Raw genomic sequence first — 20,904 nt, 5'->3', positions numbered from 1 at the left:
AACTTTGGCGGCCGGACCATGGGCACCAGTTGGTCAGCGCGCATCGTCGACGCGCCCCCCGGCTGCGAGCCCGCCATCAAGACCGTGCTCGACCGCGTCATCGCCCAGATGAGCAATTGGGAGGCAGATTCCGACATCAGCCGCTTCAACACCGCCCCTGTCGGCCAATGGACCGCCCTTCCCAGTGAGATGGTGATGGTGCTGGAAGCGGGCCTGACCATGGCGCGCCTTTCCGATGGCGCCTTTGACCCGGCAGTGGGTCGCCTCGTCGAACGGTGGGGATTCGGCCCTTCGGGCCTCACAGGCGACAGCGTCGTGCCGAGCCACCCGGCCCCCTGGACCGCGATCGAGACGGGGAAACGCAAAGCACGCCGCGTCGCGGACGTCACCTTGGACTTTTCCGGGATCGCGAAGGGCTTTGCCGTCGATGGCGTCGCGCAGGCACTCCATGACTTGGGAGTCCGCGATTTTCTCGTAGAGATCGGCGGCGAACTGCGGGGCCAAGGCATCCGTCCCGATGGCCAGCCCTGGTGGGTGGACGCAGAGTCGCCGCCCGGCCTCTCCGTACCGACGCTCCGCGTCGCGCTCTGCAACCTCTCGGTCGCGAGCTCGGGCGATTATCGCCACTATCGTCAGGAAGGGAACCGGCGCCTCTCGCACAGCATCGATCCGCGCACCCGCCAGCCGGTCGGCAACGGGGTCGCCGGAGTCACCGTCCTCCACGACAGCGCGATGCTGGCCGACGCCTGGGCCACCGCCATCACCATATTGGGGCATGATCAGGGAATGGCTCTCGCCACCCGCCATGGTCTCGCCGCTCGCCTCATCCTTCGTACCGAGGATGGCGTTCGCGAATATATGACGCCTGCTCTGGTGGAGATGCTGGAGTGAAGCCGCAGCCGCTCAGGCCTCAGCCCAGCGCCTGAGCAGATTATGATATACTCCGGTCAGCCGGATGACCTGGCCATGATCGTGGCCCAACTCCGTCGCCAGCGCCTGGATGCTGCTGTCGAGGTCGAACAACATCTGCCGCGCGCCATCGTCCCGAACCATCGACTGCAACCAGAAGAAGCTCGCCAGCCGCCGCCCCCTCGTCACTGGCTCCACCCTGTGCAACGAAGAAGACGGGTAGAGTACCGCGTGCCCAGCGGGCAGCTTCACCTGCTGCACCCCGAACTGCGTCTCTATCGTCAACTCTCCCCCCTCATATTGAGCAGGGTCCTCAAGGAACAGGGTGACAGACAGGTCCGATCGCACGCGAAAGCCCGTCCCCGCCTGAATCCGCACCGCATTGTCGACATGGATGCCGAAGGATTGCCCCCCCGCATAACTGTTGAACAGCGGCGGGAAAACCTTGAGCGGCAGCGCGGCGGCAATGAACAGCGGCGATTTGCCCAGCGCATCGAGGATCATCTGCCCAGCGTCACACGCCTCTGACGAATCCTCGGGCAGTTGCAGGTTGCGCTTGGCAAGGGCCGACTGGTGGCCCGAGGTCACATTCCCGTCGACCCATTCCGCCGTTTCGATGAGCGAACGGATCGCCGCCACATCATCGGACTGCAGCAGATCGGGAATGACAGTCAGCATGTCTCATATCTCTCCAGGCCGCAGCAAAAGCGGGTTAAGGCGCCTCAGGTTGCGCTGCCCTGAAGGACGAAGGGAATTTCGACCACCCCCTTCACCTTCACCGGCTGGCCTTGCTGGATCATCGGTCGCCAACGCCACTTGCGCACCGCATCGCGCGCCGCGTCATCCAGTCGCGAAAAGCCGCTGCTGCGGGCTATTGTCAGGCTTTCAACCGCACCGTCCAAGCCCAGTGTGAGCGCCAGCACAACCGTCCCCTGCTCCCGCTTGCGGCGGCTTTCAATCGGGTAGCGCGGCGGCTTGCCGGATACCATCTGGGCGCTCAGATCGCCGCCTGGCATGACGCTCGGCGGAGCCGGCGCCGCAGCTACGGATGCCGGCGCAGCGACAGGGGGCGGGCTGAAAGCCGCGGGCGCAGGGGCCGGCGCAACCGCGACCTGTGCCACTGCAGCGACCGGCACTTGCACGACCGGCGTGGGCGCGGCGACCTTCGGCGCGGTGGGTGGCGGTGATGGCGTATCTGCTGCGGACGGCGCGGAAGGCGGCGTCAGATTGACCACTGAAAGGCGCGCTTCCACCCGCCGCTGGGCCTGGTGCCGAACATGGAGGATAGCGGCGATCACCACGGCGTGAGCGATCAAAATGAGGCCAATGATCAGCCAGTTGGGTGACCGGCGGGCGCCGTATCTTGCCACGGGGGCCGAGCCTGCGGTGGTGGTAGAAGGAACGGGTCGGACAATGGGAGGCTGAGCGCAAGGGGCGGAAAGGATGCCGATATCCTGGTCCCTGGCCTGCTCTGCTGCATGAAGCATGCACAATCCCTTTCCCGGCTTAGCGCCTTCGCGCCGCCATAGCGCGACTTCTAATGCGATACAATTGCAATTTAATTCATTAGGGTCGGATGAGCGGCGGCCCGAGGAGGATGGTAGCGCCGCTCACCCGTCTCCCCGGCATGGGACGAATGCCGAGGATTAAGGCTGATCAGAGCTTGTAGCCCAGCGTCAGGACCCAGGACCGCCCTTCGCCCGGATTGGCCCAGCCGTTATTCCGGATGTTGGTATAATATTTCTTGTTGGTGAAGTTCTGGACATTGAGCTGCGCCGTCAGATTGTCCGCGAATGCATAGGACAGAAAAGCCCGATGCGTCGTGTAGGCGTCGGACTTATAAAGCACCGTTGTCGGCGTCGTCCGAGCGTTGTTGAGGTAGAAGCTGCTCTGATAGGTGAGACCATAGCCGACCTGCAGGCCGAAGGGCAGCATGTAGGTAGTGAACAGACTGCCCGAATGCTTGGGTGTGTTGATCAGCGGATTGCCGGCCTGAGGGTCCGAAGTGGGGCACGTATAGGCCGTACCCCCGATCACGCTGGTTTGACCCGGATTGGCAAGGCATTCGTCAGTGATACTCTGCAAAACCTTGCTCTTTAAATAGGTGTAGTTGGCGAAGATGGTCCATTCGGGCGTGATGTTGCCGGATGCGCCAAGCACCAGACCGTCGACACGGTTGCGCCCATCACCCACCGGCAGGCTGCCGACGAACGGGTCATTGGCGGTAACGCGGTAATTGGTCCGTTCATTGCGGAACAGGGCGGCGGTCAGCAGCAGCTTACGATCAAACAGATCAACCTTGCCACCAATCTCGTAGTTGCGCGCCTCTTCCGGCGAGAGGTCGCACGGATCGACATTGAGGGTCGTAGCCGCCGCCAATCCGCAGCCCGACCGCACCGTGGTGCTGGTGGGGTTCTTCGAGTTTGCATAGGCGACATAGAAGCTTGCATTCTCCACCGGCTTGTAGACCAGCCCAATCCGATAGGAGAAGAGATTGTCCTTCGAAACCTGGTTCACACCCGGGGTGTAGGTGCCGCCCACAGCCGGGGTGGCAATCGTGTCGGCGCGGAACTTCGCCCGATTATGCTCATAGCGGACGCCGCCATTGAATTCGAGCTGGTCGAAGATCTTCACCCCCGCAAAGGCATAGGCAGCGACATTGAACAGGTCCCCATCCTGATGGGCGGTGCGGATCTCGTTGAGGGGGCCGGTGTAGATGCCGTTGGGACTGGCGATGTTGATCGGATCGAGCACGGGGTTTGGCAAGGAACCGGTCGCCGTGCGCAACAGGTTGCCGCTGTCGAGATTATAATCCTCCTGCATCGCCGACGTGCCCAGCACCAACGTATGCCCGCCCGGGATGTTGAAGGTGAAGTCGAGCTGATTGTAGAGTGCCTGGTTTTCCGAATAGCGGAAATTGCCACGCGGCCCACTGGGATAATAGAGGCCCGGTGTGTGCCCCGCTGCGCAGGCGACGCCAAGCTGGTTGAGACCATTGGCAAGGCAGAATTCGCCTGTGCCGGTCGCCTGCGGCGGATCGACGACAAGGTCCTGTTCCACCCGCTGCCAGCGGGAAAGGTTGCGGACCGACAGGTGGTCGCTGAACCTGTGCTCAAAGATCGCCGTCAGTTGGTCAACGGTCTGGTCCTGACGGTCGATGTTCCTGTAGCCAAAGTAACCGCTGTAAGGCACCCCGGGCAGGGGACCGTCATAAACGCCGTTCTTGTAATAGGGCACGCCGTAAAGCGGCGTATTCTTGTCCGCCTGATGCACATAGAGCAACGTCATCGACGTCGGGCCACCGATGCCAAACTTCACCGAAGGCGCCACACCCCACCGCTTGTAGCGGTCGACATCGCGTCCGGGCACGTCATTTTCGTGGTACATGGCGTTCAGGCGCACGGCGAGTTGATCGGAGAGACGCATATTGCTGTCGATCGTCGCGCGATAATAGTCCGAGGTGCCGGCCCCGGCCTGGATCAGCGTCTCGTCATCCTCCTTCGGGCGTTTGGTCACCAGATTGATTGTTCCGCCGATCGCGCCCGAACCGCCAAAAACGGAATTGGCGCCGTTGATGACTTCGATCTGTTCCAGATTGAACGGATCGGTGCGGCTATACTGAGCGCTATCCCGCACGCCATCGACCGTGATGTCGGTATTGGCGCTCTGCCCACGCAGGTTGATGCTGTCGCCGTAGCCGCCGCCGCCTTCGCCTGCTCCGAAGGTGATACCCGGCACGGTCGAAAGCACGTCACGCAGCGTCAGAAGATTCTGCTTCGAGATTGTCTGGTTGCCGATGATGGTAATCGTCTGCGGCGTGTCCAGCAGGGGCCGCACATATTTGGGGGACTCCGCCTTGTTGACCTTCACTTCCGACTCATCGATCGCCGTGTCCGTAACGGTCATACCGCCCAGACGAGGCGTTTGCGTCGCTTCCTGACCATGCGCACCAGCTGCGAAAGCGAAGGCGCCAACGCAGCTAAGCGCAAGAAACGACGTCGAGGACTTGGAACTGGACATGAACAGAAACCCCTTCCTGAATGCTTACGGGGTTCTGCTATTGATAGCCGTTCGCAAAGTCAACGCTATTGCGAAACATTCTTACCTTTTGCGGCGACGGCATATAGCCAGCACCGAACCGCGCTCGCAAGATTAGGGGGAGCATTCGCAGCCAAGCGCGCTGCATCGATGCGAGCGATCAGCGCATTCACGGGCAGGCCCTGTCGCTCCGCATGCGCGCGAAGAGCCTCCCAGAATATCGGTTCAAGGCTGATTGCGGTCTGATGACCGGCGATCGTAACGCTGCGCTTGACCGGGGCGGCAAAGACACACGCAGGGACAGCAACGTCCCCTTGCTCGCTGTCGCCGCCCCCGTCCATCGCGTCAGTACATGTGCTGGCCGCCATTGATGGACAATGTGCTTCCGGTGACGAACCCGGCCTCGTCGCTGCACAGGAAGGCGACCCCGCGTGCGATTTCCTCCGCCTGGCCTAACCGCCCCACCGGAATCTTGGCGACGATCTTTTCCAGCACAGGAGGGGGCACGGCGGCGACCATGTCTGTGTCGATATAGCCCGGGGCTATCGCGTTCACGGTCACGCCATATTTCGCGCCTTCCTGCGCGAGCGCCTTGGTAAAGCCGTGGATACCCGACTTGGCCGCTGCGTAATTGACCTGCCCATATTGGCCGGCCTGACCATTGACCGAGCCGATATTCACGATGCGGCCCCAGCCCCGCTGCCGCATGCCGTCGAAGGTGGCCTTCGCCATGTTGAAGCATCCGCCCAGATTGACGCGCATGACGCTGTTCCAGTCGTCGAAGCTCATTTTTGTTAGCACGCCGTCGCGGGTGATGCCGGCGTTGTTGACCACAACATCGACAGGCCCCAGGCGTTCGGCGACGGCCGCGCACCCGTCCAGGCAGGCCTGGTGGTCGCCAACATCCCAGCGGAACGCGTCTATCCCTGTCGCTTCGGTAAAGGCGCGAGCTTTGTCGTCATTTCCCGCATAATTGGCGGCGACGCTGAAGCCCATTTTCTTCAACGCCAGGCTGATCGCCTCTCCAATGCCGCGTGTTCCGCCCGTCACGATCGCAACTTTGGTCATGTCAGCCCCTCCGGTTTAAAAGTTGGACGAAACTAATCCTTCCGCCAGCCTGCCAGTTCACGGCTGGTCAGGTCACGGTACAGGAGCATAGCCTCAACTGACGCGTTCAAACAGCCAAGATGGGCAAATTTGTTGCCGCCTGAGGATAAAAATTCGTCCCGACCCCGCATCGCGATTTCCTCAAGTGTTTCAAGGCAGTCCGCCGCAAAGCCTGGCGTGAGCAACGCAACCTTCTTCACGCCCTCTCGCGGAAGGGCGCGAAGCGTTTCATCCGTCGCGGGGCCCAGCCATTTGGCTGGCCCGAAACGCGATTGGAAGGTCAGGCGCACTTCCCGGCCCAGCGCCTGGGCGATCAGCCGGACGCTTTCCACGCACTGGTCATAATAGGGATCGCCGAGCTTGCGCGTCCGTTCGGGCATGCCGTGAAAGCTGGCCAGCAGCAGTTCCGGTTCGAAGTCCAGCGCTTCCAGTTGCCGTTGCGTCGATGCGCGCACGGCCTCGATATAGGAGGAATCTGCATAATAGGGTGGGAGCGTCCGGGTCGCCGGCTGCACCCGCATCCGCGAGAGCGCGGCATAGACGGCATCGAGCGCGGTCGCGGTGGTGGCGGCGCAATATTGCGGATAGAGTGGGGCCAGCAATATGCGGTCAGCGCCGCCTTCTATAAGAGCAGTCAACCGGCTCTCGATCGAAGGACGACCGTAGCGCATGGCCCAGTCGACGACGACATCCGGCCCAAACATCTCCTGAAGCTTGACGGCCGTATCCCGGGTATAGACGGCAAGCGGAGACCCGTCTTCCATCCATACCTCCCTGTAGGCGCGTGCGGATTTGCGCGGCCGGGTCAGCAGGATGGGACCGCGCAGGATCGGCTGCCAGAGCAGAGGTGATATTTCCACCACTCGCCGGTCGGAAAGGAATTCGCTGAGATAGCGGCGGACCGACGGAGCGTCGGGCGCATCGGGCGTGCCCAGATTAATAAGGAGAATCGCGATACTGGACATGGTCGGCATCAGGTCCGGGGCAAGAGAGGGAGCTGGCGAAAACGCTGCCCCGTCACGGTGAAGAGGGCGTTGGCAATCGCCGGCGCGACCAGCGGCGCGCCGATGTCGGTGAGACCGCCGGGTGGCGCGGTGCTACGGATCAGCTCCACGGTGATCTCGCCAACATCGGCCAGGCGCGGCAGGTCCATCCGGCCCAAAATCGCGCGTTCAGGCAGCCCGTTCGCATAGGAGACGGAGGCGCCCATAGCGAGCGCCAGGCCATAGATGATACCGCTTTCGACCTGCTGTCGGGCGATATCGGGATTCACCTGCTCCCCCGCATCGACCGCGGCGATGATCCGTCCGACGCTCAGTTTGTCACCGGCGATCGACGCTTCCACCATGATAGCGGCATAGACGCCATTCATGACATGAACGGCCAGGCCCTGGCCACTGCCGTCAATGCCGCCCTGCCAGCCACCCATGGTACCCGCCGTGGTCAGGCACCGGGCCAGGCGGGGATTTCCGCCCAGCATCTGGATGCGGAAGGACATGGCCTCGACCCCCGCGACATGGGCGAGTTCATCGACGAAGCTTTCGGTAAAGAAGGCGCCATAGAGGTGTGCGCTGCCCCGGACAAATCCGGCAGGAAGTCCCGGATCGACCGGATAATGATCGACCGCCCAATTGGGCAGCGCATAGGGCAGTTCCATGCCCGCAACCGCGAGCCGGGTTGAGGTCGCTGCCGCGTCGCGCGCCGCCTCGTGCGGCAGCTTGCCGTGCGCGATCCGATCCCAAGTCTGCGACATGGCGCATGGTGCTGCAACTTTGGCCAGCCAGCCTTCGATGGCGCCGCCGCGCCCCAGCTTGGCGGCCATGCGGGCGTGAGCGGGCGCGCTGGGCCGATCCTGCACGACATCCTCCAGGCGCGACCAGAGGAGTTGCACTGGCCGCCTCATGTCCCGGGCGAGCAGCGCCGCTTGAACCCCTGCCTCGAAATCCATTTTGCGACCGAAAGAGCCACCGGCATGGAGCGGATAGAGCGTGACCATATCATGCGCTACGCCCAAGGCGTCAGCGATGGCGGCGCGGGCCAGCGTCGGCGCCTGGGTCGCCATCCAGACCTCGATGGCGGCATCGCTGACCCGCGCGGTCGCACACATCGGCTCCAAAGCGAGATGAAGGCCGGGGGCGACGCTGAATTCGCTGGCCACGAGGCTTGCATTGTCGAACAGGGACTTCAGATCGCCCCGGGCATACAGCCGTTGACCCGAAGAACCGGAAAAGGCGCCCTCCAAGGCCTTGTCGATGCCGTCGCTGCTGACCGGCACCCCTGCCAGCTCGAAGACAGGATCGCTGAGGTCGAGCGCCTTGTTGGCCGCCCACCAGTTGCTGGCCAAAGCCGCGACCCATCGCTCCTGCCGCACCAGCTTCAAAAATCCGGTGACGCGCCTTGCCGCATCTTCATTGACGGTCTTCAGTTTCGCGTCTCCGATCGGCCCTTGCCGGATGGAAGCGAAAATCATGTCAGGCAGACGGATGTCGGCCGCGAAATTGTGGCTGCCGTCGATCTTCGAAGGCGTGTCCAGCCGGGGCAGCACCTGCCCTGCTAGCCGATCAGCCTGCGCCTGGCGATAGGGAAGGATCTCGGGCAGATCGAAGTCCACCGCTTCCGCCGCCACCTCGCCGATCTTCAGCCGCCTGTCGCCGCCATCGGTGATAAGGCCATTTTCGATGTCACAACTTTCCCATGGCACATCCCAGCGCGCCGCTGCCGCCTGGCACAACAGCACCCGCGCGGCTGCGCCCGCGTCCCGGTACGCGTCGTGGAACATGGGCACCGACGTGCCCGCGCCGGTGAGTATCAGCGCCTTGCGGGTCGCATATTGATCTATCGCCCAATCGCCCGCATCGCCCACGAGACGGCTCCAGTCGCTCGACAGCCATTGGCGGGCGAACAGCGTGTTGGCGTAGAGAGGGCTCACCGGCGCGCTCTGCACGCCAATGGTGCGCCAGTCCGCGCCCAGTTCATCAGCCAGTATCTGAGGCAGCAGCGTGGTGACACCCTGCCCCAGTTCCGCTTGTGGCACGATCACGACGATCTGGCCGGACTTGTCAATCTTGAGGAAGGCGTTGAAGGCGGTCTCGCCCGCCGCGACATTGAGGTTGGGGCGGTAAGCTCGCGGCCAGGCAGACCAGGCGAGCAGAAGTCCTGCCGCCGCGCCGGCGCCCACGAGTAGCGTTCGGCGGTCGAAACCCTTCACCTTGTCCCGTTGATCTGCCTGCTTCCGCTTTGCGCGCCCCATGCAGCCGGTGATAAAGACGCCTGCAAGCCCTGGGAAGCGTTAATCGGCGCCAGCATGTGGGATATTGAGTCGGGGAATTTCTATCGCGGGGCAGCGGTCCATGACCACCTTCAGCCCTACGGCTTCGGCGCGGGCCGCGGCGGCGTCGTTGATGACGCCAAGCTGCATCCAGACCGCCTTCGCGCCAATCGCGATCGCTTCATCCACTGCATCGCCCGCAGCGTCGCTGCGACGGAAGATATCGACCATATCGATAGGCACACCGATGTCGGCCAGCCGCGCCCAGACGAATTCGCCATGGACATGTTCACCGGCGATCTGCGGATTGACTGGCAGGACGCGGTAGCCATGCCCCTGCAGGAACCGCATCACGCCGTAGCTGGGCCGGTTTGGCCGGTCGGAAATGCCCACCAGCGCGATCGTCCGGGTCTGCCGCAGCAGGTCGGCTATATCCTGAGGCTGGGTCAGCGGCATGGCGATCCTTACAAAATCAATCAGGCATGGGAATTACGCAAAGACCCGCAAGCCGTTCCCGCCCGGTCAACCGCGCCCGTCGACGTTCAACCAATCAGCCACCTTCGTTGCGATCCCTCGAAACGCATCGCCATGAACATCGTCTCCCGCCGCCGGCGGATTGCCCTCGTCGGAGCGCCGCCGGATATCGATCGCCAGCGGGATGCGGCCAAGAAAAGGCATGCCCATGCTCGCCGCAGCCGCCTCGGCCCCGCCCGCGCCGAACGGATCGGACACTTCCCCGCAATGGGGGCAGACATAGCCGGCCATATTCTCGACAAGCCCGATCAGCGGCACTTGCATTTGTTCGAACAGGCTGACGGCGCGGGTCGCGTCGATCAACGCCAGATCCTGCGGCGTTGACACGATGATCGCGCCGGCAGGCTTGTGCTTCTGAATCATCGACAGTTGCACGTCCCCCGTCCCCGGCGGCATGTCGACGACGAGCAGGGCCGTATCGCCCCAGTCGGCATCGATCAGCTGCGACAGCGCATTGCCCGCCATCGGGCCGCGCCAGGCGAGCGCCTTGCCCGGCTCCACCAGATGCGCCATCGACAGCATCGGTATGCCAAAGGGGCTTTCCACCGGTATCAGCTTCTTGTCCTGCGCCTGCGGCTTCTTGTCCTCGCTCCCCATCAGCCGGGCCTGCGAAGGACCGTAGATATCCGCGTCTACCAACCCAACCGCACATCCCATCCGCTTGAGCGCGACCGCAAGATTTGCCGACAGGGTCGACTTGCCTACACCGCCCTTGCCGGATGCCACGGCGATGATGCGGATCGGTCGGCGCTCGACCGTCATGGCGATGCGGACATCCAAAACGCCGGGGACAGACAGGGCGCCCTCGCGGATCGCCGCAGCGACGCCGTCGCGCTGATCCGGGGACAGGCCGCCTACGTCCAGGGCCAGGGTCAGAACGCCATCTTTGACGCGCGGACTGCTTGCGCGGCCGTTTGTCAGCGTCTTCAGGCGGGCGGCGAAACTCTCAAGATCGGTCATGATAGCGAGCCCTTAAGGAATAATCGTTGCGAAGGGCACTGTTTTTCGCGCCTCAGCCTTCCTATAGAGACGAAATGAAGAGAATTTTCGGGCGGATACCGGCCATTGCCATCGCCATGGTCCAGGGTCCATGGGGCGGAAAGAACGAAGGGCCTGACGGCGGCGACGGTCCCGGCAAGGGCGGCGACGCGGGACCGCGCAATCCCTGGACCCAGCCCGGTCGCAACACGGGCGGAAAGGGTCCGTCCGCGATCGAGGAAATACTGCGTCGAGGCCGGGAAAGCTTCGGTTCGGGCGGCGGCGGCTTGGGCAACCTTCCCCCGCGACCAAGCGGCAAGACGTTGTGGCCCGCCGCGATCGGCATCCTGATTGTGCTGTGGCTGGTACTCACCTGCTTTCACCGCGTGGGACCGCAGGAACGAGGCGTGGTGACTCTGCTCGGCAAATATAGTCGCACCCTGTCTCCAGGCATCAGCCTCACGTTGCCCGCGCCGCTGGAAAATGTGACGACCGTCGATGTCGAGGAAATCCGGACCATCGACATCGGCTCTGCAAGCGCGCAAAGCGAAAACCTCGTCCTAACCGGCGACCAGAATATCATTGACCTTGCCTATTCGGTGCGCTGGAACATCCGCAATCCGGAACTTTACCTCTTCCAGCTCGCCGATCCCGATGCATCAGTGCGCGAAGTCGCGGAAAGCGCGATGCGCTCCGTCGTCGCGAGTGTCAGCCTGGACGATGCGCTGGGCGCTGGGCGCACGGAAATAGAGCAGCAGGTCGAACAGCGGATGCAGGCGATACTGGACGGCTATCGCTCTGGCATTCGGGTCCAGGGCGTGGCCATCAAGCAGGCGGATCCGCCGACGGCTGTGAACGACGCGTTCAAGGCGGTGTCCGCCGCGCAGCAGACCGCGCAGACCTATTTGAACGAAGCCCGCGCCGCCGCGCAACAGGTCACGGCCAAGGCACAGGGCGAGGCAGCCGCGTTCGACAAGGTGTATGAGCAATACAAGCTCTCGCCCGAAGTCACCCGCCGACGCATGTATTATGAAACCATGGAGGGTGTCCTGTCGAACGTCGACAAGACCATCGTCGAAAACGGCAATGTAACGCCGTTCCTTCCGCTCCCCGAACTCAAGCGTCGCGCGCGCAGTGCCACAGCCCAGGGCGCGGCCGCCGAGGAGGGCCAGTAATGTCGCCCCTGCTCCGCCACCCGGTTGCGCTGGCCCTGTCGGTCATAGCGCTGCTGCTGCTGATCGGCAGCACCGTAGCCATCGTTCCCGAAACCAAGCAGGGCGTGATCGTCCGCTTCGGCGACCCCAAGAAGATCATCAACCGCTACCGCCCCAACGAGGAATTCGGCAAGACCGGCGCTGGCGTCATCCTGCGGTGGCCGTTCATCGACCAGATTGTCTGGATCGACAAGCGGGTGCTTTCGGTTGAAATGGAACGGCAGCAGGTGCTTTCCACCGACCAGTTGCGCTTGCAGGTCGACGCCTTTGCTCGTTACCGCATCGTTGATCCGCTTCGCATGTACATTGCGGCCGGAAGTGAGGACCGCGTCTCTGACGCGCTTCGCCCTATTCTTGGATCGGCGCTTCGCAACGAACTGGGCAAACGTCCCTTCGCGGCATTGCTCTCGCCTGAGCGTGGCCAGGTGATGGACAATATCGAAGCCGGGCTCAACCGGGTTGCGCGGCAATATGGCGCGCAGATTGTCGACGTGCGGATCAAGCGCGCCGACCTGCCCGACGGCGCGCCGCTGGAAAGCGCCTTCACACGCATGCGCACTGCCCGTGAGCAGGAGGCGCTGACGATTCGCGCGCAAGGCGCCAAACAGGCGCAGATCATCCGCGCGGAAGCGGACGCCAACGCCGCGCGCATCTATGCCGACAGTTTCGGCAAGGATCCCAAATTCTACGACTTCTATCGTGCGATGCAGGCATATCGCTTCACCTTCGCTCCCGAACGGCAAGGGTCGACAACCATGGTGCTGTCGCGCGATAACGACTTCCTGAAACAATTTCAGGGAGAACAGTGATGGGAAATGCATCTGCTGTCCATCCAAAGGGAATCGCGAACAGGCCGCCATTGGGTCAAAAGAGCCGCGCAACAGCGCTGCCTTGTCCGAATCGCGATTTGGCCGATAGGAACCAGCGCCATTCAATGAGGGTTCAGACAAGGCAGCGCATCCGATTGTTTCGCAATAGTCCCGCCTTGCCTTCGCCCAATTCATGAGAGGACCGTCACGAGTGCGTTACGCTTATGCCATCACCGGTGCCCTGCTGCTCGGGGGCACCGCCGTCGCCGTCACCTCCAGTCCAAATGTCGGCGCCCAGACCGCGCAAAATGAAGGCATGCAGGCCGCAGCGCCCGCCGGAGGACCCGCCAGCCTGGCCGACATGGTCGAAAAGCTGCAGCCCGCAGTAGTCAATATCTCCACGCGCCAGCGGGTGCAGGTGCAAAATCCGTTCGCCGGCACACCCTTTGGCGACCTGTTCGGCGATCAGGGCGGGAAGCCGCAAACCCGCCAGGCGCAATCGCTCGGATCGGGCTTCATCATTTCGTCCGACGGTTATATCGTCACCAACAATCATGTCGTTTCAGCGGGCGCGGAAGGTGCGTCGGTCGACTCCATCACGGTGACATTGACCAATAGTGAGGAATATCCGGCCCGACTGGTCGGACGCGATCCGGCCACCGACATCGCCGTGCTGAAGATCGACGCGAGGAAGCCCCTGCCCTTCGTCAAGTTCGGTGACAGCACCAAGGCGCGCGTAGGCGACTGGGTAATCGCGATCGGTAACCCATTCGCCCTGTCCGGCACGGTTACCGCCGGCATCATCTCCGCCATGCATCGCGGCACAGGCGGGACTTATGACCGCTTCATCCAGACCGACGCATCCATCAATCAGGGCAACAGCGGCGGCCCGATGTTCGACATGCGCGGCAATGTGATTGGCATCAACAGCCAGATCCTCTCCCCCTCAGGCGGAAATGTCGGCATCGGCTTCGCCATCCCGTCGGAGCAGGCGGCGCCGATTGTCGAAACATTGCGCAAGGGTCAGACCGTGAAGCGCGGCTATTTGGGTATCCAGATCAGCCCGCTGGGCGAAGACCTGGCGGATTCCCTGGGTCTGGCGAAAAACCGGGGCGAATTCGTCCAGGGTGTAGAGCCCGGCAAGGGCGCTGATCGGGCGGGCATCAAGCCTGGCGACGTCATTGTCAGCGTCGCCGGCCAGGAAGTGACGCCTGATCAGAATCTGTCTTCGATCGTGGCCACGCAGCCGATCGGATCACGCGTTCCCATCGTGCTGATGCGCAATGGGCAGCGGCAGACGGTGACCGCTGTCGTCGGCGAACGTCCGTCGGAGGACGAACTGAACCGTTTCGCCCAGAGCCAGGGTGACGATTTCAGTCAGCAGCAGGACGACCAGTCGAGCAGCCCTCAGGCAAACCAGCAATCGCTCGGCATTTCCGCTATTCCGCTCACGCCCAGCATCATCAGGCAGCTGGGCATTGCCGCCGACACGCGGGGCATCGTGATCACTGCCGTTGACTCATCGACTGACGCAGGCGCCAAGGGTCTGCGGCGAGGCGATGTCATCATCACCGCCAACAACCGCCCGGTCGCAAGCCAGGCCGATCTGAATGCGGCGGTCAAGCAGGTCGAAAGCCAGGGTCGAAACGCCATCCTGCTGCAAGTGCTGCGCCGCGGTCAGCCGGCCGTGTTCCTGCCGGTGCGGCTGCGGGACAAGTAAATTGGACCGGAGGGCGGAAACCGCCCTCCGTCTTGACGCTCGCCTGCCGGTTCGTGCTTTCCTGGTTCATACTTGCTGGGCGTCGCCATGCGTTCGGCAGCAGCATGGTTTCGGCGCGCGATATCGGATCTGCCTTGATCCTGTCCGCGCGCCAAGCCTCGTGGCGCCGCGCTTGCCGGACTGACCAGCTTTCCTATAGGAAGGGTTATTCTCCGGCGAGCGCGGCTCGCACCTTCACATGGGGAGTGAGACGCGAATGAGCGACGGCATCTTTATCGGCCTTGGCGCGCCGGACAAAAATGGCGGCATACCGCAGACACTGAATCTGAAGCGTGCCAACCGACACGGGCTGATCGCTGGCGCGACCGGCACCGGCAAGACGGTGACGCTGCAGGGTATCGCGGAAAGCTTTTCCGCGCTGGGTGTGCCTGTTTTCCTCGCCGACGTGAAAGGAGATCTTTCCGGAATTGCGATGGCCGGTTCGCCAACCGCGAACAACGCGGACAAGCTTGTAGCCCGCGCGCGGGAAGTCGGCATCGACAATTACAGCTATGCCGACAATCCAGCCATTTTCTGGGACCTCTATGGCGAGCAGGGTCATCCGATCCGCACCACAGTCAGTGAAATGGGGCCGCTGTTGCTGTCCCGCCTGATGGACCTCAATGAAACGCAGGAAGGCGTGCTGACGATCGCCTTCAAATATGCCGATGAGGAAGGGCTGCTGCTGCTCGACCTGGGGGACTTGCAGGCGATGCTCGCTTATTGCGCGGAGAATGCCGATACCCTGTCGGCCCGCTATGGCAATGTGACCAAAGCCAGCGTCGGAGCCATCCAGCGCCAACTTCTGCAGCTTCAGTCCCAAGGCGGCGACCATTTCTTTGGCGAGCCCGCGGTCGACATCCACGACATGCTCAAGGTCGACGACAAGGGGCGCGGCTATGTGAATATCCTGGCCGCCGACAAGCTGATGCAGAGCCCGAAGCTGTACGCGACATTCCTGCTTTGGCTGCTGTCCGAACTCTTCCAGACGCTGCCGGAGGTGGGTGATCCCGATAAGCCCGTGCTGGTCTTCTTCTTCGATGAAGCGCACCTGCTGTTCGATGATGCGCCCAAGGCGCTGGCTGACAAGATCGAACAGGTGGTGCGGTTGATCCGCTCAAAGGGGGTGGGGGTCTATTTCGTGACGCAGAACCCCATCGACATCCCAGAGGATGTGGCGGGCCAGTTGGGCAACCGCGTCCAGCACGCCCTCCGGGCCTTCACGCCGCGCGACCAGAAAGCGATCAAGGCAGCCGCAGACACCTTCCGCGTCAATCCCGAGCTGGACGTCGAAAGCGCGATCACCGAACTCAAGGTTGGCGAGGCATTGGTGTCGCTGCTGCAGGAGGACGGCTCGCCCGGGATCGTCCAGCGCACGCTCATCGCCCCGCCGCGCTCCCGGCTTGGCCCGGTTGATGCCAAGGAACGGGCGATCATCCAGTCCATCTCTCCGTGCGCTGGCAAATATGACGTGGCGGTCGACCGCGAATCGGCCGAAGAGATTCTGGCTGCCCGCGGGCAGGCAGCGGCGGCCTCCGCTCAAGCGGCCAAGGCCAAAGCTGAATCCGACAGGGCAGCAGCAGCACAGGCCAAGGTCGAGGCCAAGCAACGGGAAGCCGAACTTAAGGAGCAGGCACGCCGCGATGCCGCCGCGGCGCGCGAGGTGGCGAAGCCTTCCGCGTTCGACAAGGCTGTCCAGTCGGCGGCCCGCTCCGCTGCATCCTCCGTCGGCAGGCAGGTCGCCAATGAGGTCGGCCGCGCCGTGTTCGGCGGCTCCAGTCGCCGCTCCTCCTCCGGCGGGATCGCAGGGCAGCTGGTGCGTGGCATATTGGGCAGCCTGTTCCGCTGAACGCATGCCCCCTCTCGTCTTCCCGCCCCCCTTTCGTTCTTAGGAAGCATCATCCCATGTCCAAGCTGAAAGCCGCTTTCCTGATCGCCGCGCTGACGCCAACTTTTCCCGCAGCCGCCCAGTTGAACGATCGCGAGCTCCGCCGCGCGACGGATGCCGCCATCGCCAGCGACATCGCCCATGACCGCCAGGCAGAGCGTGATGCGAAGAGGCAGCCCTATGCATCGCCCGGGTTCGGACACATCACCACTGCCAACGGGGCTCGCCAGGCTTGTGCGGCCAAGGCCAGGGAAGAAGCGGGACGCGGCGCAACCGTCATCGGCCGGCCTTTTGCCACCACCATGTCGACCGGCTGGGAAGTGGAAGGCCGGGTCGGTCCCTATGCCGATCAGCGCTTCGTCCCCTTCGTGTGTTCCGTACGCAACGGATCGGTCAGCGGCATCCGCTTGGATTCCGATCGCTGACAGGCTGCGGAGCGGAAGAAGCTGCTATTTTCGGCCTGAAAAAATCGAATTCCTTCTTTCTCCGAAGCGCGGTTGCCTAGCGGCCAGGCCACCCGCTAAGGACGCCGCATGACGGCTTCCTCCGCCCCGCGTCACCCACTGCGCTTCGGCGCCTACCGGGCTTATCTTGCGGGACGCCTCGCGAGCGTGCTCGCCCAGTACGGTATGATGATCGTGCTTGGGTGGCAGGCCTATAATGTGGCACGCGAAACGATGAGCACATCGGGCGCCGCCGCTCAGTTGGGATTGATCGGCCTAGCCCAGTTCGTTCCGCTCTTCTTCCTGACTCCCGTGACCGGATGGGTGGCCGATCATTTCGACCGCCGCATCATCACTCGATTGACCCTCACCCTGTTGTCCGCCGCTGCCGGCGTACTGGCATTGGCGACCTATGAGGGATGGGTCAGCCTGCCGCTGATCTTCGCCATCGCGGGGGTCGTTGGGATTGCCCGAGCCTTCAATGGCCCGGCCTACAGCGCGCTGGCCCCCAATCTGGTGCCGCGCGATGTCCTTCCCAATGCGATCGCGATCTCCAGCGTTGTATGGCAAACAGGCATGATCATCGGCCCGGCCTTGGGAGGCTACGCTTATGCGGCCGCGCCCTGGGCCGCTTACGCGCTCGCCTCCGCCCTATTCGCGAGCGCTCTGTGCGCCATGCTGCTGATCGGCCCAGTCCCCCAGCCGCCGCGCGACATGAGCCGGCATCCCTTGCGACAGATGCTGGACGGCCTCTCCTATGTCCGGGGCAACCGCCTCGTGCTCGCTTCTATCACCCTCGACCTGTTCGCCGTGCTGCTCGCGGGCGCGACGGCGCTTCTGCCGATCTACGCCCGCGACATCCTGCATGTCGGCTCTGCCGGTCTTGGGCATCTGGCCGCGGCGCCAGGGGTCGGTGCCGGCGTCACCGCGCTGTTCTTTTCCGTCCGGCCGATGAGGAGCGAGGTGGGTCTCAAGATGCTGGGGGCTGTCATCGTCTTCGGCCTGGCGACGATCCTGTTCGGCGCGACCGCCTTCATGCCCCTGAAGGTCGCGCCTGCGATCGCGATAGGGGCTCTGATCCTGCTGGGCACTGCCGACATGGTTTCGGTCTATGTTCGCCAGTCGCTGATTCAGCTTCATACGCCCGACGCCATGCGTGGTCGCGTATCAAGCCTATCGCAGCTTACCATATCCGCCTCCAATGAACTGGGCGAAGCGGAGTCGGGCTTCCTCGCTGCGCTGGTCGGCCCGGTCGCGGCGGTGATCGGCGGCGGGATCGGTGCGATTGTCATCACCCTTTCGTGGGCCCGGCTCTTCCCCGAGCTGCGCCTTGCACGTACCTTCGAGCCACCCGACTTAAGGGAGCCGGATATCAGCCAGGAGAAGGCCCAATGAAAGCTGCCAATATTCTCGAAACCATCGGCAACACGCCGCATATCCGGGTCAACCGGCTTTTTGGCAACGCCGAAGTGTGGATCAAGTCCGAACGTTCCAACCCCGGCGGGTCGATCAAGGACCGCATCGCCCTGTCCATGATCGAGGCGGCCGAGGCGTCGGGCGAGTTAAAGCCCGGGGGCACGATCATCGAACCAACGTCCGGCAACACCGGCGTGGGACTGGCGATGGTGGCGGCCGTCAAAGGCTATAAGCTGATCCTGGTGATGCCCGAAAGCATGAGCATCGAGCGTCGGCGCCTGATGCTCGCCTATGGCGCCAGCTTCGACCTCACCCCGCGCGAGAAGGGCATGAAGGGCGCAATCGAGCGGGCGCTGGAACTGATCGAGCAGACGCCCAATTCCTGGATGCCGCAGCAGTTTGAAAATAGCGCGAACATCGACGTGCATGTCCGCACCACGGCGCAGGAGATCGCAGCAGACTTTGCCGACAGCCCGATCGACGTGCTGATCACCGGCGTCGGCACCGGAGGCCACATCACCGGAGCGGCCGAGGTGCTCAAGAAGTTGTGGCCGAACCTCAAGGTCTTCGCGGTCGAACCGACCCTGTCGCCTGTCATCAGCGGCGGTCAGCCCGGCCCGCATGCCATCCAGGGCATCGGTGCGGGGTTTATCCCGGCCAATCTGCATACCCAGTTGCTCGACGGCGTGATTCAGGTCGATCCCGCCGACGCCAAGGAATATGCTCGCCGTTCGGCGCGCGAGGAAGGCATCCTGGTCGGCATCTCGTCGGGCGCCACGCTGGCCGCCATTGCCCAGAAGCTCAAGGAACTTCCCGCCGGAACCCGCGTTCTGGGCTTCAATTATGACACCGGCGAACGCTATCTGTCGGTGCCCGACTTCCTGCCCGAATAGGATGGCGCCGGAACGGGCATGACCGACGCCCCATCCACCAGGCAGCCGCATCCACTAATGTGGCTGATCTGGTTTGCCCTGTTCGTCGGTCTGCCCGCTCTCGTCGCGTCCTGGGAGGCGCGCAGTCCTGTCGCGCGGGAGGCGGGCGCGCGGCTTGTCCGGCATTCCCTGTTAAAGCCTCCCAGCACACCGCCACCGGCGGTCGAGCCGGTCGAACTCTACGCACTGGACCGTGATGAGGCGCGGGCGTTGAACGCGTCCATCCGATTTTCCCCCTTGCCCAATCCCGCCGCCCGGCCGTTCGTCTTCGCCGGCACCCCGCTCGACCTGGCGCGAGCGACTGATTGCCTGGCCGCTGCCCAGCTTTATGAGGCAGGGGACGATGCAACCGGCGAGCGCGCGGTTGCCCAGGTGGTGCTGAACCGGGTGCGGCATCCGGCCTTCCCCAAATCGGTTTGCGGCGTCGTCTTCCAGGGTCAGGAACGATCGACGGGTTGCCAGTTCACCTTCACCTGCGACGGGGCGCTGGCCCGCGTGCCACCGCAGGCGGCGTGGGAACGGGCGCGCGACATTGCGAAGGCAGCTCTTGCGGGCAAGGTATTCAAGCCGGTGGGCTATGCCACCCATTATCATACCGACTGGGTCGTGCCCTATTGGAGCGGGAGCCTGGAAAAGATCAGCGCGGTGGACACGCACCTCTTCTTTCGCTGGCGCGGCTGGTGGGGAACGCCGCCCGCGTTCCGCAAGGCCGCGGTCGGTGGCGAGCCGGTCATTCCCTCGATCGCCCGGCTGTCGGCGGCGCATCAGGATGGCCCCTTGCCGGCGGGACTTGCTCTTGCCGGCGGGAGCGCAGCAGCGCTGGCGGCGCGGCCGCAGCAGGCGATTGGCGCGGATTCGCTAGGGCAGGTGATGGCGGGGGTGCGGCTGGTGGCGATCGCGCCGGGCGCCCGGAGCTTCCTGGTGGAACTGGGGCGAGGGACGAGCGCCGACAGTTGGCCTGCGGTGGCACAGACCTTCTGCGCCGGACGGCCGGAATGCCGGATCATGGCGTGGCGGGCGGGAACGGCGCCGCCCGGCTTTCCGCTGTCGGGCGATCAGATTGAAAGCATGAGCTTTGCCTATATCCACAATGTGTCGACCGGATTGCAGCGGTCGCTGTGGAACTGCGCGCAGACGCCGCGCGCCAATGCCGGGGAGTGCATGCGCCAGCGGGTGCCGACGGCAGCGCCGCCGGTCGCCGGGGCGGAGGTAAAGGCCGTCGTGCCGCAGCCCGCGCTGGACGGGGTGCGGCGCAAGGAGCGGTTCGAGACGGTGCGGATCGCGCCGCCCGTTCCGGCTCCGGCGGTGGTGGCGCCGCCGAAGCCGTGACACGCCGGGCCGCTTAGCTGACGCGGCCGAGGCGGTGATAGAGATTGGCGTATTTGACGGATTCGGGCTTGTGCTGAACTTCGCGCAGATAATGGGCGATGGCGGTGCGGATCAGGCCGAAATCTTCCTGAGAGAAGACGGCGCGGCTGCGAGTCGGTTCGGGAGCAGTCTGGGTGTCGGTGGTCATGGGATGGGCCTTTCCGCTGTGGGGTGGTCCTTAAAATCATGAATGAAGTCGTGATTTAAGAGCGATTAGTGCAGCGCGGTCATGATCTGTATT

General features: G+C 63.6%; 19 protein-coding genes. 9 read left to right on the top strand and 10 right to left on the bottom strand.

The features are described from left to right. Window positions 1-18: 18 nt before the first annotated feature. On the top strand, window positions 19-891 hold the full coding sequence (locus AAC640_RS11095; RefSeq protein ID WP_340266266.1) for an FAD:protein FMN transferase: 873 nt from the start codon (window positions 19-21) through the stop codon (window positions 889-891). A 12-nt stretch (window positions 892-903) separates the two neighbouring features. Here AAC640_RS11095 and AAC640_RS11090 read toward each other — a convergent pair whose 3' ends face one another. The 9 genes from AAC640_RS11090 to AAC640_RS11050 all read right to left on the bottom strand — a co-directional run bounded on the left by AAC640_RS11090 (window position 904) and on the right by AAC640_RS11050 (window position 10,816). Next, complete coding sequence (locus tag AAC640_RS11090; RefSeq protein ID WP_340266225.1) at window positions 904-1,587, bottom strand: Fe2+-dependent dioxygenase; 684 nt, start codon at window positions 1,585-1,587, stop codon at window positions 904-906. A gap of 44 nt (window positions 1,588-1,631) precedes the next feature. Then, a complete protein-coding gene (locus AAC640_RS11085) occupies window positions 1,632-2,279 on the bottom strand; it encodes an energy transducer TonB (protein ID WP_340266223.1) in 648 nt (215 codons plus the stop codon). A gap of 286 nt (window positions 2,280-2,565) precedes the next feature. Then, window positions 2,566-4,929 (bottom strand): TonB-dependent receptor, encoded by a 2,364-nt coding sequence (locus AAC640_RS11080; RefSeq protein ID WP_340266221.1) that lies wholly within the window; start codon window positions 4,927-4,929, stop codon window positions 2,566-2,568. Window positions 4,930-4,994: 65 nt separating this feature from the next. Continuing rightward, window positions 4,995-5,288 carry a ribbon-helix-helix domain-containing protein gene (locus AAC640_RS11075; protein WP_340266264.1) on the bottom strand — a complete coding sequence of 98 codons (294 nt, stop codon included), beginning with the start codon at window positions 5,286-5,288 and terminating at the stop codon, window positions 4,995-4,997. Window positions 5,289-5,292: 4 nt separating this feature from the next. After that, entirely contained in the window at window positions 5,293-6,015 is a 723-nt protein-coding gene (phbB, locus tag AAC640_RS11070; protein WP_340266219.1) for an acetoacetyl-CoA reductase, read from the bottom strand. Between the two features lie 32 nt (window positions 6,016-6,047). Next, window positions 6,048-7,019 carry a ferrochelatase gene (gene hemH, locus AAC640_RS11065; RefSeq protein ID WP_340266217.1) on the bottom strand — a complete coding sequence of 324 codons (972 nt, stop codon included), beginning with the start codon at window positions 7,017-7,019 and terminating at the stop codon, window positions 6,048-6,050. A gap of 8 nt (window positions 7,020-7,027) precedes the next feature. Further along, window positions 7,028-9,304: a xanthine dehydrogenase family protein molybdopterin-binding subunit gene (locus AAC640_RS11060; protein WP_340266215.1), complete on the bottom strand. Its 2,277-nt coding sequence runs from the start codon at window positions 9,302-9,304 to the stop codon at window positions 7,028-7,030. Between the two features lie 39 nt (window positions 9,305-9,343). After that, on the bottom strand, window positions 9,344-9,778 hold the full coding sequence (locus tag AAC640_RS11055) for a CoA-binding protein (RefSeq protein ID WP_340266213.1): 435 nt from the start codon (window positions 9,776-9,778) through the stop codon (window positions 9,344-9,346). Window positions 9,779-9,844: 66 nt separating this feature from the next. Continuing rightward, on the bottom strand, window positions 9,845-10,816 hold the full coding sequence (locus AAC640_RS11050; protein ID WP_340266211.1) for an Mrp/NBP35 family ATP-binding protein: 972 nt from the start codon (window positions 10,814-10,816) through the stop codon (window positions 9,845-9,847). 74 nt (window positions 10,817-10,890) lie between these two features. Here AAC640_RS11050 and hflK point away from each other — a divergent pair, with 74 nt between their 5' ends. The 8 genes from hflK to AAC640_RS11010 all read left to right on the top strand — a co-directional run bounded on the left by hflK (window position 10,891) and on the right by AAC640_RS11010 (window position 20,624). Next, a complete protein-coding gene (hflK, locus tag AAC640_RS11045) occupies window positions 10,891-12,009 on the top strand; it encodes an FtsH protease activity modulator HflK (RefSeq protein ID WP_340266209.1) in 1,119 nt (372 codons plus the stop codon). Then, window positions 12,009-12,857, top strand: a complete 849-nt coding sequence (gene hflC, locus AAC640_RS11040; RefSeq protein ID WP_340266207.1) for a protease modulator HflC — start codon at window positions 12,009-12,011, stop codon at window positions 12,855-12,857. The genes hflK and hflC overlap by 1 nt, the downstream gene beginning before the upstream one ends. A gap of 211 nt (window positions 12,858-13,068) precedes the next feature. Further along, window positions 13,069-14,577: a Do family serine endopeptidase gene (locus AAC640_RS11035; protein ID WP_340266205.1), complete on the top strand. Its 1,509-nt coding sequence runs from the start codon at window positions 13,069-13,071 to the stop codon at window positions 14,575-14,577. Window positions 14,578-14,833: 256 nt separating this feature from the next. Next, on the top strand, window positions 14,834-16,465 hold the full coding sequence (locus tag AAC640_RS11030) for a helicase HerA-like domain-containing protein (protein WP_340266203.1): 1,632 nt from the start codon (window positions 14,834-14,836) through the stop codon (window positions 16,463-16,465). A 56-nt stretch (window positions 16,466-16,521) separates the two neighbouring features. After that, a complete protein-coding gene (locus AAC640_RS11025; RefSeq protein WP_340266200.1) occupies window positions 16,522-16,929 on the top strand; it encodes a hypothetical protein in 408 nt (135 codons plus the stop codon). 108 nt (window positions 16,930-17,037) lie between these two features. After that, window positions 17,038-18,342 (top strand): MFS transporter, encoded by a 1,305-nt coding sequence (locus tag AAC640_RS11020; RefSeq protein ID WP_340266199.1) that lies wholly within the window; start codon window positions 17,038-17,040, stop codon window positions 18,340-18,342. Beyond that, window positions 18,339-19,256 (top strand): cysteine synthase A, encoded by a 918-nt coding sequence (gene cysK, locus AAC640_RS11015; RefSeq protein WP_340266197.1) that lies wholly within the window; start codon window positions 18,339-18,341, stop codon window positions 19,254-19,256. The genes AAC640_RS11020 and cysK overlap by 4 nt, the downstream gene beginning before the upstream one ends. 18 nt (window positions 19,257-19,274) lie before the next feature. Then, complete coding sequence (locus tag AAC640_RS11010) at window positions 19,275-20,624, top strand: cell wall hydrolase (protein ID WP_340266195.1); 1,350 nt, start codon at window positions 19,275-19,277, stop codon at window positions 20,622-20,624. Between the two features lie 13 nt (window positions 20,625-20,637). Here AAC640_RS11010 and AAC640_RS11005 read toward each other — a convergent pair whose 3' ends face one another. Then, entirely contained in the window at window positions 20,638-20,811 is a 174-nt protein-coding gene (locus AAC640_RS11005; RefSeq protein WP_340266193.1) for a hypothetical protein, read from the bottom strand. Between the last annotated feature and the right edge of the window lie 93 nt (window positions 20,812-20,904).

The sequence above is a fragment of the Sphingobium mellinum genome (genome assembly GCF_037860795.1).
GTDB classification, from domain to species: Bacteria; Pseudomonadota; Alphaproteobacteria; order Sphingomonadales; family Sphingomonadaceae; genus Sphingobium; species Sphingobium mellinum.
This window is presented reverse-complemented; position numbering and strand designations above follow the sequence as displayed.